This is a genomic window from Pseudoalteromonas sp. B131b, assembly GCF_037162545.1.
Lineage (GTDB): Bacteria > Pseudomonadota > Gammaproteobacteria > Enterobacterales > Alteromonadaceae > Pseudoalteromonas > Pseudoalteromonas fuliginea.
The window spans coordinates 209,154-226,499 of record NZ_JARLUZ010000002.1; the positions used below are offsets into that span (position 1 = coordinate 209,154).

Annotated in this window: 9 protein-coding genes and 3 pseudogenes; 11 read left to right on the top strand and 1 reads right to left on the bottom strand. The window is 40.1% G+C overall.

The window, feature by feature from the left end; genetic code table 11:
* Positions 1 to 67: 67 nt before the first annotated feature.
* Both ppc and cdd read left to right on the top strand, forming a co-directional pair.
* A pseudogene (ppc, locus tag P4S65_RS18910) lies at positions 68 to 2,712 on the top strand (phosphoenolpyruvate carboxylase).
* A gap of 135 nt (positions 2,713 to 2,847) precedes the next feature.
* The gene (gene cdd, locus P4S65_RS18915; protein ID WP_337120881.1) at positions 2,848 to 3,774 is read left to right on the top strand and encodes a cytidine deaminase; all 927 of its coding nucleotides are present in this window, start codon (positions 2,848 to 2,850) and stop codon (positions 3,772 to 3,774) included.
* 68 nt (positions 3,775 to 3,842) lie between these two features.
* On the opposite strand, the gene udp is transcribed toward cdd, so the two are convergent.
* Positions 3,843 to 4,598 (bottom strand): uridine phosphorylase, encoded by a 756-nt coding sequence (gene udp, locus P4S65_RS18920; protein WP_096794481.1) that lies wholly within the window; start codon positions 4,596 to 4,598, stop codon positions 3,843 to 3,845.
* A gap of 465 nt (positions 4,599 to 5,063) precedes the next feature.
* Between udp and P4S65_RS18925 the strand changes: the two genes are divergently transcribed.
* The 9 genes and pseudogenes from P4S65_RS18925 to P4S65_RS18965 all read left to right on the top strand — a co-directional run bounded on the left by P4S65_RS18925 (position 5,064) and on the right by P4S65_RS18965 (position 17,299).
* On the top strand, positions 5,064 to 6,173 hold the full coding sequence (locus tag P4S65_RS18925) for an arginase family protein (protein WP_337120883.1): 1,110 nt from the start codon (positions 5,064 to 5,066) through the stop codon (positions 6,171 to 6,173).
* An 88-nt stretch (positions 6,174 to 6,261) separates the two neighbouring features.
* Positions 6,262 to 6,942: a substrate-binding periplasmic protein gene (locus tag P4S65_RS18930; protein WP_096794483.1), complete on the top strand. Its 681-nt coding sequence runs from the start codon at positions 6,262 to 6,264 to the stop codon at positions 6,940 to 6,942.
* A gap of 154 nt (positions 6,943 to 7,096) precedes the next feature.
* Positions 7,097 to 8,377, top strand: a complete 1,281-nt coding sequence (locus P4S65_RS18935; RefSeq protein ID WP_008134367.1) for a hemolysin family protein — start codon at positions 7,097 to 7,099, stop codon at positions 8,375 to 8,377.
* Between the two features lie 308 nt (positions 8,378 to 8,685).
* Positions 8,686 to 9,854: pseudogene (locus P4S65_RS18940) on the top strand (efflux RND transporter periplasmic adaptor subunit).
* Between the two features lie 12 nt (positions 9,855 to 9,866).
* Positions 9,867 to 13,000 (top strand): annotated as a pseudogene (locus P4S65_RS18945) (efflux RND transporter permease subunit).
* Entirely contained in the window at positions 12,997 to 13,602 is a 606-nt protein-coding gene (locus tag P4S65_RS18950; RefSeq protein ID WP_337120887.1) for a TolC family protein, read from the top strand. The pseudogene P4S65_RS18945 and the gene P4S65_RS18950 overlap by 4 nt, the downstream one beginning before the upstream one ends.
* The gene (locus P4S65_RS18955; RefSeq protein ID WP_337120888.1) at positions 13,500 to 14,396 is read left to right on the top strand and encodes an efflux transporter outer membrane subunit; all 897 of its coding nucleotides are present in this window, start codon (positions 13,500 to 13,502) and stop codon (positions 14,394 to 14,396) included. The genes P4S65_RS18950 and P4S65_RS18955 overlap by 103 nt, the downstream gene beginning before the upstream one ends.
* A 96-nt stretch (positions 14,397 to 14,492) precedes the next feature.
* A complete protein-coding gene (locus P4S65_RS18960) occupies positions 14,493 to 15,119 on the top strand; it encodes a TetR/AcrR family transcriptional regulator (protein WP_096794486.1) in 627 nt (208 codons plus the stop codon).
* A gap of 560 nt (positions 15,120 to 15,679) precedes the next feature.
* Entirely contained in the window at positions 15,680 to 17,299 is a 1,620-nt protein-coding gene (locus P4S65_RS18965) for a diacylglycerol kinase family protein (protein WP_096794487.1), read from the top strand.
* The last annotated feature ends 47 nt before the right edge of the window (positions 17,300 to 17,346 follow it).

A 17,346-nucleotide genomic window follows, 5' to 3' on the forward strand; every position in this document is an offset into this window, starting at 1 on the left:
ATGGATCTATTAAATATCCCTACATGATGATATTAATAGTGCCCTACGAAATAAAGGAGAATGAGAAATGAGTGAACAATACGCCGCCTTGCGAGGTAATGTAAATTTATTAGGGCAACTTCTAGGACAAACAATTAAAGATGCTCAAGGCCAAGCTATTTTAGATAAAGTAGAAGAAATTCGGGCTTTATCTAAATCATCTCGCAGTGGTAATGAAGACGACAGACAAGCGCTAATAGATGTTTTACATGCGCTTAGTGATGAAGAGCTTTTGCCGGTTGCCCGTTCATTTAATCATTTTTTAAACCTTGCTAATGTAGCAGAACAATTTCATACCGTTTCGCGTTTTAATGACGTTGGCCTTGGTCAACAAAACCCTCTCACTCAAACATTAAAAACGTTAGTTACAAAAGCAGAACAAGGCCAGCTAGATAGTAATCATTTGGCCGAAACACTCTCAAAACTCCACATAAACTTAGTATTAACCGCTCACCCAACCGAGGTGACGCGCCGTACTATTATTAATAAACATGTTGAACTAAGTGATTGCTTAGCGTCGCTTGAGCGAAAAGATAACTTACCGCTAGAGCGAGATGCTATTTTAAATCGTATTGAACAGCTGATTAGCCAGGCTTGGCATACCGACGACATTCGTCGCTCTCGCCCAACGCCAGTTGATGAAGCTAAATGGGGTTATGCGGTAATAGAAAATAGCCTGTGGCACGCTGTTCCGCGCTTTTTACGTGAATTTTCAGCCAATGTTAAAGAGCAATTAAGTTTAGAGCTACCAAAAGATTACAGCCCGATTGAGTTCACATCTTGGATGGGTGGAGACCGTGATGGAAATCCATTTGTAACATCGCAGGTTACAGCAGAAGTGCTTGACCATGGTCGTTGGATGGCGCTTAACTTATATATTCAAGATTTAAAAACGTTATGCGCTGAACTCTCTATGTCAGATGCCAGTGATGAGCTTATTGAGTTGGCAGGTCAAGACTTTGAACCATACAGAGCGGTGATCAAAAAGCTTAAAAACCAAGTTGCAGAAACAGTAGCTCATCTTGGCGCTAAAATTAAAAATAAGCGTAGCGATTCACAAGATTTAATTACCGATATTAATCAGCTTAAACACCCTGTAGAGGTCTGCTATCGCTCGTTATTAAAGTGTAATATGAAAGTAGTTGCTGATGGCTTATTGCTTGATTTACTGTACCGTATAAATAGCTTTGGCTTGCGTTTAGCTAAACTCGATGTGCGCCAAGATTCGTCTCGCCACAGCGATGTGTTTTCAGAGCTGACGCGTTATTTAGGTTTAGGCGACTACAACCAATGGCAAGAGCAAGATAAACAAGCTTTTTTACTTACTGAGCTTAACTCTCGCAGACCGCTTATTCCAAAACATTGGCAACCAAGCCCTGATGTTCAAGAAGTGCTAGACACCTTTGATGTTATTGCTAAGCAAGACGAAGCAACATTTGGCTTGTATATTATTTCGATGGCGCGAACAGCATCAGACATTTTAGCAGTACAATTATTGCTAAAAGAAAGCGGCTGTAGCTTTGATTTACCAGTAGCACCGTTGTTTGAAACACTCGACGATTTAAACGCAGGCAGTGATGTAATTACTACATTACTTGATAATGTTTGGTATCGCGGGCACATTAAAAACACCCAAAATGTAATGATTGGTTACTCTGATTCTGCTAAAGATGCCGGCATGATGGCAGCAGGTTGGGCCCAGTACGAAGCAATGGACAAACTAGTACAACTTGCTGATGAGCGTGGTATTGAACTTATTTTATTCCACGGACGAGGTGGCACAGTAGGGCGTGGCGGTGCACCTGCCGCACAAGCGCTGCATTCACAACCGCCAGGTTCGTTAAAAGGGGGTTGCGTGTAACCGAGCAAGGCGAGATGATCCGCTTTAAATTTGGTTTACCCGATGTAGCACTGCAAAGCTTAAATATTTACGCAGGCGCGGTACTACAAAGTAACTTATTACCGCCGCCGGAGCCAAAACCGCAGTGGCGCGAAGTAATGAAGCTAATAAGTGAGGAGTCGTGTGAACACTACCGTAATGTAGTTCGCCACGATGAAAACTTTGTACCTTACTTTAGAATGGCAACACCTGAGCTTGAGTTGTCTAAGTTACCGCTTGGCTCGCGTCCTGCAAAACGTAATCCTAATGGTGGTGTTGAAAGCCTGCGTGCTATTCCATGGATTTTTGCTTGGAGTCAAAACCGTTTAATGCTTCCGGCATGGTTAGGTGCGTTAACAGGCTTAAAGGCTGCGCTTAATAAGTACGGCGCAGAAACTCTAACCGAAATGAGCTTACAGTGGCCGTTCTTTAGATCGCGCTTAGAAATGCTAGAAATGGTATTCAGTAAAGCCGATTGCTGGTTGAGTGAGCATTACGACAATGCGCTGGTGGAAGATATGTACAAACCATTGGGGGTAACACTTCGTAAAGAGCTTCAAGAAGCTATTAGCTTGGTGCAATCACTTAGCCCACAAAAAAGCCTACTAGCCGAACAACCTTGGATTAAGGAGTCGATTAGTTTACGTAATCCGTATACCGATCCACTTAACTTACTACAGGTTGAGCTTTTACGCCGTGCTCGCTCAGAGGAAAAACGAAACGAAGGTGACATTGATAATGCGTTAATGATCACTATGACAGGTATAGCTGCAGGTATGCGTAATACCGGCTAACACTTTATTTTGTTAGGTATACCTATTGGTATTAAAAGGGAGCACGCGATGTGCTCCCTTTTTTGCGTTAAATAGGCTGGTATTTAACACCCTAACCTTTTAAACTACTTAGCCATTGAATAATTAAAAAATGTTATGGCTTCAGCAACTTTTACTGTACAGCAAGATACAGCACTTACAAATTCGCACATCACATTAAACGTAGCGCAAACAGCGTCATTACGTAGTCAATTAAAATCACAACGTGGCATATTAAATTCTAGTAATATTAAAGCGTTATGCGCTCAACTCAATGTGTCTGATGATGCATTACTACAAGGTTTAGTACCTTTAGCTTCTGAGTATGCCGTTGCGCCAGTGTCAGATTTTCATGTAGGCGCAATTGTTAAAGCACTTGATGAAAACGGTGAGGTAAACTTTTACTTTGGTGCAAATGTAGAGTTTGATCATCAAGCATTGAGTTTAGTGGTTCATGCAGAGCAATCGGCTATAAATAACGCATGGTTAAACGGCGCTAAAAAAATAGTTAAAATTGCGATTAGCGATGCGCCTTGTGGGTATTGTCGCCAGTTTATGAACGAACTAGCTGATGCGAAAGAGTTTGATATTTTACTTCCTGATCAGCAATTTAAACTTGCTGAATTACTGCCGCATTCATTTGGACCTACCGATTTAGGTAACGAATTTAGCTTATTTAACCCAAAACCACAGCAAGGTAATTTTAGCTTTGATGGCCTTGATGAAACCCTTGCGCGTTTTGCACTTAATGCGTACGTGCCTTACAGCCAAAACTTTAGCGCCGTAAAAATAAGTACATTTAGTGATGGTGATTTTTACGGAAGTTACGCCGAAAATGCAGCTTACAGTCCAAGTTTATCGCCACTACAAAGTGCACTAAGTCAGTTCTTTTTAGCTGGGCTTAGCTTTAACGAAAGTACAGTAAAATCAATTACACTTTTAGAAACCGCAGGCCATGAAAACCAAGCGGGTGTAGCACGTGCTGTACTTGCAAGTTTTAAAAATCTACCGGCAATAGAAGTAATTAGCGCTCAGCTAAAATAACCTCTTAAAAACAATAAAGCACAGCCAGAGCTGTGCTTTACAATTTTATCTATTGAGTTTACTTGGTATTAATCAAGTAATACTTTAGCTGCTTCTAATACGACTGCTACAGATTTACGCTCAATTTCACCGTGGTCTACATTTGGTATTTCTTGGCGAGTACGGTTAACAAGTACGCCTGCTACACATGCTGCTTGTAAACCAAGGGCTGCACACATAGTAAATAATGTTGCCGATTCCATTTCGTAGTTCATTACGCCCAGTTTTTGCCACTCTTCGCAGCTACCTTGTAGTGATTTAGGAACGTAACCAGAATGCGTATCGTAACGCTCTTGTCCTGGGTAGAATGTATCGCTTGATGCCGTAATACCAATGTGGAAATCGATATTTAAGTTTTTACATGCTTGTACCATAGCTTGTGTTGCATAAAAGTCAGATACAGCAGGGTAGCTAAGTGGTGCAAAATGTTGGCTTGCACCGTCTAAACGTACAGACGCTTGGCTAATTAAAATTTCGCCTTCGTTAATGTGTGGCTGAATTGCACCGGTTGTACCAATACGTAAAAATTTACGCACGCCAAGTTGTGCTAATTCTTCTACTGCAATCGACGTAGATGGGCCACCAATACCCGTAGAACAAACAACCACAGAGTGGCCGTTTAGTTGGCCTAAGTAAACATGAAACTCACGAGTTTGAGCTAGGCAGGTTGGGTTGTCTAGGAATTGAGAAATACGTGCTGCACGATCTGGATCGCCCGGTACAATCGCAAGTTTTGCACTTTTAAGATCGTCAATACATAGTCCTAAGTGAAATACCTTTTCCATAGCTAAGCCTTTTTATAATAAATTGTTGTCAATCTAGCATCATTGCTAGAAACGTTTATTAAGTACAGGACGATTGTCCGTTTTATCTTAACTCCTTCAATTAAGTCTTAATAATTTTAAGGGCTAATTTGATTTATTCATCAACTATGAATATTCAATCAAGTACTAATATACGTAGCCTTGTTACGCTGTTGACATGTTCAAGCAGACATAATAAGTATCACCCAAGCGCGTAACTACGATTAAATGGATGATTACAAATTTTCATTAATATCAAATAAATTCAATGGCTTAATCTTGTAGTGAACACGTGAAAACTAACGTGTTTACTGATATTAAGCACTGACTTGTTTAGCAAAGTGACATTTATTTGAAGTTTAGGCACTTTTAGTGATTTTGCATAACTAATCAAAAGTAATCAAAACTAATTAGCTACGTACAGAATAAAAACCGAAGGAGTTTATTATGAGCACACAATTTGAAGCATTTAAAAACAAAGTTGAGCACTGTTTGTGCGCACCGGGCGATGGCGTATACACAGTAAATACTGCAAAAGAGCGCAAAGCCGCACTGCGTAATAAACTTTACGGACAAACTGAAAACGTTGATAACTTGTGGCGCGAGTCTTTAAACGAATTACCAAGCTCACCACATAAAGCCGTTATGTTAGGTATTAGTTCAGACTGTGGCGGTGGGATTTTACGCGGCGCAAACTGGGGGCCATTGTTTGTGCGCTCAGCTTTAATTGATCAGCAACCGCAGTGTCATTCGTTTGATTTAGGTGATGTTCGTGTAATTCCACATTTACTTCATGACAAATACCTAAATGATGCAACCATTTCTAATTGCCAAAAAGCCTTATATGGTGATGAAGATAACGACTATTACGTAAGCCCGTTATCAATCACTGAAGATGTCTGCGACAGTTTTTACGCAACGTTTAAAGATAAAGGATTATTTGGTATTGGTGGCGATCACTCAATTAGTTACCCACTTACTAAAGCGTACTTAAAAGCAAAACGTGAGCAAGGTAAGCGCACGGCTATTATTCATTTTGACGCGCATACCGATTTACTTGTGGAGCGCTTAGGTATTGATTTATGTTTTGGCTCGTGGTGTACACATATATTAGAGTTTTTACCGGCACCGCATCATTTAATACAATTTGGTATACGCTCAAGTGGCAAGCCTAAAGCGCACTGGGAAAGTACCTTTGGCGTTAAGCAACATTGGGCACATGAAATCATTGAGCGCGGCGCAGCAGCGGTTGCTGCCGACGCTATTGCTCAGTTAAAAGCCGATAACGTTGATGAAGTATATGTAAGCTTTGATATTGATGCGCTTGATGCCGAGTTTGCATCTGCCACAGGTACGCCAGAACATAATGGTTTAACACCACAGCATGCGCTTGATATTTTATCAGCCATTGCGGATGAGTTTCCAATTACGGGGGCTGATATGATGGAAATAGCGCCATTCACCGACAGTTCGCTTGTTGGCCAGTCTAGTTCTGAAACAACGCTCAAAGAAGGCGCTAAAATATCGGCCTTTTTAATCAACGCAATGAACAAGTAAATTGGTCGTGCTTATACACTACTAAAAACTAGCAGTTCGCAGAGCCTCAGCTATATTTATTAATATACTTATCATGGGGCTCAGTTAAATGAAGTGGTTTATCTTTTTACTGTGCGTTATCTGTATTAAGGTTAACGCCACTGAAATTACAATCGTAACGGAAGTATTTCCGGACTTTCAGTACATCAATGAAGATAACAAACTCATTGGCCGCTCTGTCGATAAAGTTCATAAAGCGCTAGAAGGTACAGGTATAAATTACACTATGTTTGCCTATAGTTGGGCCATATCGTACAACGCAACATTACGTGATAAAAACACCTGTATATTTTCGATAGTGCGACTCCCTAATAGAGAGAATAAGTTTACTTGGATAGGCGAGCTAGAAAGCTTTGACTCTGCTATATATGGGCTTAAGTCGAGAGGTATAAAGTTAAATACTCTCAATGATGCCAAAAAGTATAAAATAGCAGTACTGCGTGATAACTTTAGTCATCATTATTTGTTAGAGCGTGGCTTTAGCGAAAGTAAGCATTTATTACTTATAGATAGCCTAGACAAAATAGATAAACTTATTAGTACTCGCGACGATATTCTAGATTTTGTTGTGCTTAGTAAAAAGCAATTTGACTATCGAATTCAAGCTGAGCCAAGGCTTAAATTACTTGAACCTGTTCTGAGTTTGAATACAACACAATCCCCTTTGTACTTTGCTTGCAATATTAATATGGATCCTGCCTTAGTTACGCAATTAAAAGCTGCATTTTAAAATATTAGAACAGTAAAATAAGTGGTTTTATTAATATAACACCATGAAATATAATTACTTTAATATATTTTTTAAATTTAAATTGCTGCGTTTAAAAAACCGACTATAATCAGCTGCTTTTGTTTCAAAAGCACTAACTTTTTTGGAGCGTTAAATGGGTGATTTAATCGGGATTAGCTTATTGATCTTGATCAGTGCGTTGTTTGCTATGTCAGAAATAGCAATTGCGGCGTCGCGTAAAATAAAACTGCGAGTAATGGCAGATGAAGGAAATATAAAAGCAGCAGCGGTATTAAAGCTACAAGAAAATCCAGGGGCTTTTTTTGCCATGATCCAAATAGCACTCAACGCGATTGCGATATTGGGTGGTATTGTGGGCGAGCAGGCTTTATCTCCTTATGTTGAAAGCGTGTTGGTACTATTTTATCAAGGCGCACATGTAGAGAAAATTAGCTTTTTATTTTCGTTTTTTACTATTACGTCTTTGTTTATATTGTTCGCCGATTTAATGCCCAAACGCTTAGCGATGATCATGCCAGAAGCAGTCGCTGTGAGAGTGGTGACTATAATGCGTTGGGTGACCTTTGCCTTAACCCCGTTAGTGATGTTTTTTAATGGTGTAACTAACTTTGTACTGCGCTTATTTAAAGTACCTGCAGAGCGGGAAGACAATGTAACAACTGAAGATATTGTTGCGATGATGGATGCAGGTGCTGCATACGGAAGCTTGCAAAAGCAAGAGTATGAATTAATAGGCAATGTGTTTGATTTAGAAGCGCGGTTTTTATCAAGTGTAATGACGCCACGCGACCAAATTGTCTATTTTGATTTAAACGAATCGAGTCATGATATTGCGACTAAAATTATTGATCATCCTCATAATCACTTTTTAGTGGTGTCAGGGAGCTTAGATAAGTTACATGGCTCTGTTGAATCAAAAGATATTTTACGACAAGTATTAAAAGGTGAAGCAGCCAATATAAATGATGAGTTGATTGATAAAGATGTTTTTTATTTACCCGAGACATTAAGCCTATCAGAAGCATTAAATGCCTTTAAAAGTGCAGCCAAACCGTTTGCCGTTGTTGTTAATGAATACGCTTTATCGGTCGGTATCGTTACGGTAAAAGACTTAATGAAAGGCTTTATGGGGGATTTAATAACTCACCAAGGCGATGAATTAATTATAGAACGCGATCAAGACTCTTGGTTAGTTGATGGTTTAACTCCGATTAGCGATTTAGCAAAACTGCTGGACATAGAAGAGTTTCCTGAGCAAATGCACTATGAAACCGTTGCAGGCTTTTTAATTTACAATATGAAGCGAATACCCAAGCGTGCGGAACATTTAACCTTTTCAGGCTTTAAATTCGAAGTGGTTGATGTAGAGGGTATTAGGGTAGAGCAGTTATTAGTTTCAAGAGTTATTACTTAGCATAGTGCTAATATCCTTTAAAATAAGGTGCGCTTTAGTTTTTATATAAATAGCCAAGCTGTATTTGCTTGGCTTTTTTGTGTCTGTTAAACACTTCGTTTCTAAAATGAGATATTATTTCAGTATGTTCAGTTGTTTTATTTTCATACAGTCTTGATTCTATTTTCATCTAATTAACATTAAATGCAACCTAAGACGTATATTGTACTGAGGAGTGTAAGTTTGTGTAAATTTCTTCTAATTAAGATTCATTCTCAGCGCGTTTTAATTTAGAATGATCGTTCACTCTAAACTAAAAGGTATTTAACATGCAGCGTTCCCGCATCGCTTTATTTGTATTGTCCGCCCTCGTAGGTTCTGTTGCTTTAACTGGTTGTGACCAAGCAACTGAGCAGTCACAAGCTTCAGCTCCTCAAGCTGTGCCAGTGGGTGTACTGACATTAAAAAGCCAAGCGCTTACTCTCAAAAAGAACTTCCTGGGCGTATCAGTGCATTTCAAATTGCTGAAATTCGCCCACAAGTAAGTGGTATTGTGCAATCTCGTTTATTTGTCGAAGGTAAAGAGGTTAAGCAAGGCCAAGCACTGTATCAAATAGACCCAGCTACATTTGAAGCAGACCTTGCAGCAAGTGAAGCGAGCGTTGCACGCGCAGAGGCAAGCATCGCCAGCTCTAAATCAAAAGCATCACGTTACGGCGAACTCTTAAAAATCAAAGCAGTGAGTCAACAAGATTTTGACGAAGCGGATGCTGCGTACAAACAAGCAAATGCTGAATTATTAACGGCTAAAGCCCAGTTAAAATCAGCGCAAATTAACCTTGATTACAGCCATGTGTCTTCCCCTATTAGTGGCCAAATTAGTAAATCAAGCGTAACAGTGGGTGCACTAGTAAGTGCTAATCAAAGTACAGCACTTGCAACGGTGACTCAATTAGACCCAATTTATATTGATTTAACACAATCGAGCAATGAGTTGACGCAACTTAAAAAAGCGATTGCATCTGGCCGTTTAGGTATTGATGCAAACAGCCAAACAGATGTTGAATTAATAATGGAAGATGGCTCGGCGTATTCTCACAAAGGAACGTTGCAGTTCTCAGAAGTGACTGTTGACCCAAGTACCGGCTCTGTAACTTTGCGCGCTAAATTCCCTAACCCTGAAAAGCTATTATTACCAGGCATGTATGCACGTGCATCTATTGTTGAAGGCGTTAAAGCGGATGCGATTTTAGTACCGCAACGGGGTGTAAGCCGTAACAACAAAGGCGAGCCAACAGCAATGGTTGTCAGTAAAGACAATAAAGTAGAAAGTCGCGTGTTAAAAGTGGATAGAACCGTTGGTTCAGATTGGCTTGTTACTGATGGACTAAGTGATGGCGATAAATTAATTGTAGAAGGCTTACAAAAAATTCGCCCGGGTGCGCCAGTGAGTCCTTCTGAAATTCAGTCATCTACAAAAGCTGATAAAGCGCAATAACGGAGAGTTGTAATGTCACGATTTTTTATCGACAGGCCCATTTTTGCATGGGTACTGGCAATAGTAGTGATGCTAGCAGGTATTTTGGCTATACAAAGCTTGCCAATTGCACAGTATCCGTCAATTGCACCGCCAGCAATTAGTATTACGGCAACGTACCCTGGTGCATCTGCACGTACGCTTGAAGATACGGTTACGCAAGTTATAGAGCAAAAAATGAAGGGGCTTGATGGCTTACTTTATATGTCATCAACGTCTGAATCGAGCGGTTCAGCAACGCTTACTCTTTCATTTAGTGCCGAAACAGACCCTGATATTGCACAAGTTCAAGTGCAAAATAAATTAGCGACTGCAACACCACTTTTACCTGAAGAAGTACAAAGGCAAGGTGTCGTTGTTGCAAAGTCTGCTCGTAACTTTTTGATGGTATTAGGTTTTGTGTCTAAAGATGGCAGTATGACTAACATCGATATTGGTGATTATGTATCATCAAACGTGCAAGATATTGTTTCACGTGTTGAAGGTATAGGTGAAGTGCAATTATTTGGCTCACAATACGCTATGCGAATTTGGTTAGACCCTTCAAAACTGCAAAATTACAAACTAACGCCAGCGGATATTAGCGCCTCAATTAGCGCGCAAAATGCACAAGTATCTGCGGGCCAATTAGGAGGGATGCCAGCAGTTGCTGGGCAGCAACTTAATGCAACGGTGACAGCGCAAAGTCGTTTACAAACGGCCGAGCAGTTTGAGAATATTTTAGTAAAAACAAATCCTGATGGCTCTTTTGTCCGCCTTGAGGATGTTGCACGTGTAGAGTTGGGTGGCGAAAGCTACCGTGTTGTAGCACGCTACGATGGACAACCTGCTTCGGGTTTAGGTATTAAATTGGCCAGTGGCGCGAATGCACTTGATGCAGCGGCAGGCGTTAAAGCCGCAATTGAAGAGTTAAAACCTTATTTTCCTGAAGGGTTAGATGTAGTTGTACCCTATGACACCACACCATTTGTATCTTTATCAATTGAAAAAGTAGTTCATACGCTTATTGAAGCGGTTATTTTAGTGTTTGTCGTCATGTATTTGTTTTTACAAAACTTCCGAGCAACGCTTATTCCGACCATTGCCGTGCCTGTGGTATTGCTTGGTACGTTTGGTATTTTGTACGCATTTGGTTATTCAATCAATACGTTAACCATGTTCGCGATGGTGCTTGCCATAGGCTTACTTGTGGATGATGCGATTGTTGTAGTCGAAAACGTTGAGCGCTTAATGACCGAAGAGAAGCTATCGGCACTTGAAGCAACGCGTAAATCTATGGATGAAATTAAAGGCGCGTTGGTCGGTATTGCCATGGTACTTTCTGCGGTATTTATACCAATGGCGTTCTTTAGCGGCTCTACTGGGATTATTTATCGTCAATTTTCTATAACACTGGTATCTGCGATGGGGTTATCGGTTTTAGTGGCCCTAATTTTAACACCTGCATTGTGTGCAACGCTTTTAAAACCAAGCCATGTACATAACAATAACACGTTATTTGGCCGATTTTTTACAGGCTTTAACCGTGGTTTTGATAAAACAAACTCTGGGGCACAAAGTTTTGTGGGCCGTATGCTTACGCACTCTAAGCGCTATCTGCTTATTTATGGCGTGATTGTGGGCGGCATGGTTTATGTATTCTCAAGCTTACCAACGGCATTTTTGCCTGACGAAGACCAAGGTATTTTGTTTAACCAAGTGTCATTACCGGCAGGCTCTACAACACAAGAAACACTTGAGGTTGTTAAAAAAGTAGAGAACCATTTCTTAAATGATCAATCCGAAGCAGTAAACGGTATTTTTACCGTGACTGGTTTTAGTTTTGCAGGTTCTGGTCAAAACTCAGCGATTGCGTTTGTTAACTTTAAGCATTGGGATGAGCGTCAGCGAGATGATTTATCTGTTAAAGCGGTTGCAGGTAAAGCAATGGGCTACTTTTCAACAATAAAAGAAGCCTTTGTTTTTGCATTTCCACCGCCGGCAATTGTTGAGCTGGGTACGGCCAATGGCTTTACTCTCTTTTACAAGACCGTGTTGGCCTTGGACATGATGATTTATTAGCGGCAAGAAACCAATTATTAGGTATGGCGAGCCAAAGCCCAATTTTAGCGGGCGTACGTCCAAATGGACAAGAAGACATGCCAGAACTTCAGCTTGATGTAGATTTAGCTAAAGCTGAAGCACTTGGTGTTTCACAAGGCGATATAAACAGCACGCTTGCCACTGCTTGGGGTAGTAGTTATGTAAATGACTTTATAGACCGTGGTCGCGTGAAGAAAGTATACCTACAAGGTGATGCGCAATCGCGTATGGTGCCTGAGGATCTAAACAAGTGGTATGTGCGCAATGATAATGGCGACATGGTGCCTTTTTCAGCTTTTGCTAGCTCGTTTTGGACATACGGTTCACCACGCTTAGAGCGTTACAATGGTTTTTCAGCAATGGAAATTCAAGGTAGTGCAGCGCCTGGTTACAGCACGGGACAAGCAATGGATGAAATGGAGCGATTAGTTAAACAGCTGCCTAATGGTATTTCGTCTGAGTGGACCGGTATTTCATTCCAAGAGCGCTCAAGTAGTGGTCAAGCACCCTTATTATATGGCTTATCGCTGTTGTTTGTATTTTTATGTTTAGCCGCGCTTTATGAAAGTTGGTCGGTACCATTTGCGGTAATGATGATTGTACCACTGGGTATATTTGGTGCGATTATGGCGGCACTCGCTGGTGGCTTATCTAACGATATTTACTTGCAGGTAGGCTTGTTGACTACCATTGGTTTGGCATCTAAAAATGCGATACTTATTGTTGAGTTTGCGATTCATAAAATGGAAGAAGGGCTTGGTTTAGTTGATGCTGCTATTGCAGCTGTACGCTTACGTTTGCGCCCAATACTCATGACTTCGATGGCCTTTATTTGTGGTGTTTTACCACTAGCAATAGCCTCAAGTGCGGGTTCTGGTGCGCAAAATGCGTTAGGTATTTCGATTATTGGCGGCACACTCGCATCATCAATATTAGTTGTTGTATTTGTACCGTTATTCTTTGTGTTAGTTCGCCGTATATTTCCTGGTAAAACTAACGAAACAACAAAGGAGAGCGCAGAATGAGCATTAAAACATTCAGCCTAAGTGCAATTGCTTTATTGGTGCTAAGCGGTTGTCAATTAGCGCCAGAGCAAAAAGACCTTGTGCTACCAGTATCTGATGCTTATGCATCAGGTACTGCGCAAAGCGCTGCGCAGCAATTAAATTGGCAGCAGTTTTTTAATGATGAAAAACTACAAACGTTAATTAGCCAAAGTCTTGAGCATAATAAAGACATGCAAATTGCAGTGCTTAATGTGCAGCGTGTGCGTGGTTTGTATCAAATTGAAGACTCTGCTTTGTATCCGTCTCTTGATTTAAATGCATCAGGTACGCGTCAGCGCTTACCTGCTGATGCTACTATTAGCTCGCAGTACAGTGCAACAGTGGGTATTACCTCCTACGAGTTAGATATTTGGGGCAAAGTGCGTAACCAATCAGCGCAAGCCCTGCAAAATTTATACTCTACAGAGCTTAGCCAATACAGCACGCAAGTGTCGCTAATTTCAGAGTTGGCAAATGCATGGCTCAATTACGCGACGGATTTACAACTGCTAGAGCTTGCAAAAGAAACGCTCACCTCTCAGCAAGAGTCATTATCGCTTACGCAAAAAGCTTTGATTTAGGTGCAACTTCTTCAATTACCCTTGAGCAGCTTAGAAGTACAGTTGCTACAGCAAAAGTAGACATAGCAACGTACAAGCGTTTGTTAAAGCGTGATAAAAGTGCCCTAGATTTATTAGTGGGTAAATCTGTTTCAGCTGATTTACTGCCAAATAAAGACTTGACTAACTTGATCAGCATGCCAGAAGTACCCGTTGGTTTACCGTCTGACTTGTTATCGCAGCGCCCTGATATTAAAGCCGCTGAGCATTTAATGCTTGCTGCAAATGCCAATATTGGTATTGCACGTGCGGCGTTTTATCCAAGCATTAGCTTAACAGCCAATGCCGGCTCTGCTTCAAGTGATTTAAGTGGCTTGTTTGATTCAGGCTCGGGTACATGGAGTTTTGTGCCGTCAATTAGCTTACCTATTTTTAATATGGGACGTAACCAAGCAAATCTTGATGTAGCAAAAGCAGATCAAGAAATTGCGGTAGCAACGTATCAGCAAAAAATTCAAAATGCATTTCGCGAAGTTGCTGATGCACTTGCCGATAGAGAGGGCTACCAAGAGCAATTAAGTGCACTTGATATGCTTATAAGTAGCCGACAAATCACGTTTGATTTATCAAAAATGCGTTACGAAAAAGGTGCAGATAGCTACTTGCAAGTACTTGATGCTCAGCGTACATGGTACGGCGCACAACAGCAGTTAATTGCGGGTCAACAAGCGTATCTTGCGAGTCAAATTAACTTGTACAAAGCGCTTGGTGGCGGATGGAACGTAACCAGTGAAATAACTCAGGAAGAGAAATAATATATGCGGCTTTTTAAAGCCGCATTACAATTTATATGGCGAGACTATTTATAGCTCTTGCTTTACTGAGCTTATAACTTGGTAGTGGAGTTGAACATGAAGCCTAAAGCAAAAAGGCAAACTGATCCCGCGATAGCACTGGCTAGGCGTGAGCAAATATTAGCGGCTGCTGCAGAGTGTTTTCGCCGAAAAGGTTACCACGGTGCAGGTATGGCAGAAATATCTAAAACGGCAGGGATGAGTGCAGGCCATATTTATAATTACTTTGAAAGCAAAGAAGCCATTATAGAAAGCATTATTGAAAAAGATATGGAAGAAATGTTCTCTATCTTTCAAAAGTTTGAAGATCACCCCGGTGATGTTTTAGCAGCTCTTTTAGATGGCTTAAATATTGGTGTGCAACGACACATGGATACGGGCTCGTGTGTTATTGATTTAGACATGATGGCAGAAGCAGGTCGTAATATGAAAGTCGCTACTCTTTTGCGCGAAACTGATATTCAAGCAAGAGGGCGCATGAGGCAGCTTTTAACAAGCGAGCGAAGTGCGCTCAAAGACATTGATGAGCTTGAACTTGAAAGCCGAATTAATGTTATTTTTTCGATGATGGCAGGGTTATTACTCAGAAAGTTACTTTACCCTGAACTAACCGAAGAAACGGTATTAATAGCGCTTCGCCCTGCGATGAAAACATTACTGATGCCATTTGATAAAGCCCAGTAACGTTAAAAATAGATAACTAAAAGTAAGCTAGCCAATACCTTGGCTAGCTTTTTTATTTTAGCCCACAAATTTGTCCATCAGTATCTCCTTGCTCTTTTGCGCTAAAAAGAGGGCGTTGGTTACCGTTATCCACAGTGGTCCTGTTTTCTTATTATCATTGAGTAAACGTTTGAAATGGTGATTTGGAGGCAAAAATTGCTATTCAACTTGAACTTTGGTTAAGAGAATTACTAACGTATTGAACCATATTTATTTTTCTCTAACCATTTATTTTCCAGAGTTCAAGTTATTTATACTGGCTGAGTTATACGTTAATACAAGCAACAACCGTTAAGATATTGAAACTAAACATGTAGGTATAATTTATTCACATGTCTGTAAAAAGTGCACAAAGAATGAGGATACTTGAGGGAGTGTATTTTATTATTTTAAATATCAGTTGGTTAAGATATATTTTTGAGTTTTAAGTGTTTTTTATATGGCGTGATACTTGCACAAGAATTTATACAGCCGTTTAAATTAAGATTAAAAAACGGGATTATTTATAACAAGGAGAAATTATGTGGGCTGCAATTGGTTATTCACTTTTAGCACTACTGCTTATTTTTATTGGTTGGGAAGTGGACTCTGTTTATTTTGCTATTATTTTTTATTGGACTGCACTGTCACTTTTATTAGTGAGTACCGCATATATTTTTAATACTGCAAAAATATTTAGAAAACGTGAAAATGGGGTGATCCCTTTTTATATACGCTGGGCGTTTGTGCCATTTCTGCTTGGTGTACAAATCTATAATGCTTGGTCACGTAAGCGCGATAAAGTACCGCCCATTCAACAAATAAACGAAAATCTATTTTTAGCTTGCCGATTATTCCCCTCAGATATAGATACATTAAAAAGTAACGGGATCACGGCTATTTTAGATGTAACGTGTGAATTTGACGGCCTCGAATGGAGCTCTACGCAAGAAAGTATTGATTACTTAAATATTCCGGTACTCGATCATAGTATTCCTACCCATTCGCAGTTAAATCAGGCTATTAATTGGATACATCACCATATTAAAGAAAATCATCGCGTTGTTGTACATTGCGCTTTAGGGCGTGGGCGTTCAGTTTTTGTTATGGCGGCTTATTTATTGAGTCAAAATAAAAATGCAGATGTACATGAAGTGCTTGCACAAATAAAAGAAACCCGCGAAACCGCAAACTTAAATAAGCATCAGCTTCGTCATCTAGCTAAACGCCATAAAAAAGGCGAACTGCTGATTAAAAACAAAGCCGTTTTAATTGCAAACCCTGTATCGGGTACACGATTATGGCAAGAAAAAGAGCATTTAATTGTTGCGCGGCTATCGGCTTATTACGATTTGAAAGTACTTACTACTTCAAAAGAGGTTAATGGTATTGAGCTTGCTAAACAGGCAATTGCGCAAAATCCAGATATTATAATAGCGTGTGGTGGCGATGGTACCGTAGCAGAAGTTGCAAGCATACTTGTAAATACACGATGTAAACTAGGTATCATCCCAATGGGTACAGCGAATGCACTAGCCCATGTATTAATGGGTATTAGCTCTAAATTTATTCCTGTAGAACAAGCTTGTGATTTAATTATAGATGGTCAAACAAGCCTAATAGATACTGCTTATTGCAATAATGAATTGGTATTGTTGCTTGCGGGTATTGGCTTTGAGCAGTCAATGATTGAAAAAGCAGATAGAAAATCCAAAAATAAATCAGGGCAACTTGCTTATTTGAACGGCTTTTTTCAAGCCTTTAACGAGCAAAAATCATTGTTACTTAACGTAAAGCTTGATGACAATGAACCTCAAGAAATTTGCACCAATAGCTTTATTGTGGCTAATGCTGCGCCTTTTACAACGTTATTGGCGCAAGGTGGCGGGCAACCTGATCATAGTGACGGACTACTCGATGTAAATTGGTTAACACCAAATAATGAAGATTCAACTACAGTACTAAGTATTGCAGAATTGATGTTTAGTAGTTTAACGCAAACACATTTAGCAATAAATTCGCACCATACAAATGCTAAAAGGGTCGAGGTTACAGGCGAAGGAGAGCTTAAGTACGTACTTGACGGTGAGGTTAAAACAGCTCAAAAACTGGTTATTACTATTGAACCAGCCTCATTAAATGTGATTTGCAAAGAGCAATAAATCGCGCTTGCTACAATCAAAAAAGGAGCTAAATTAGCTCCTTTTTT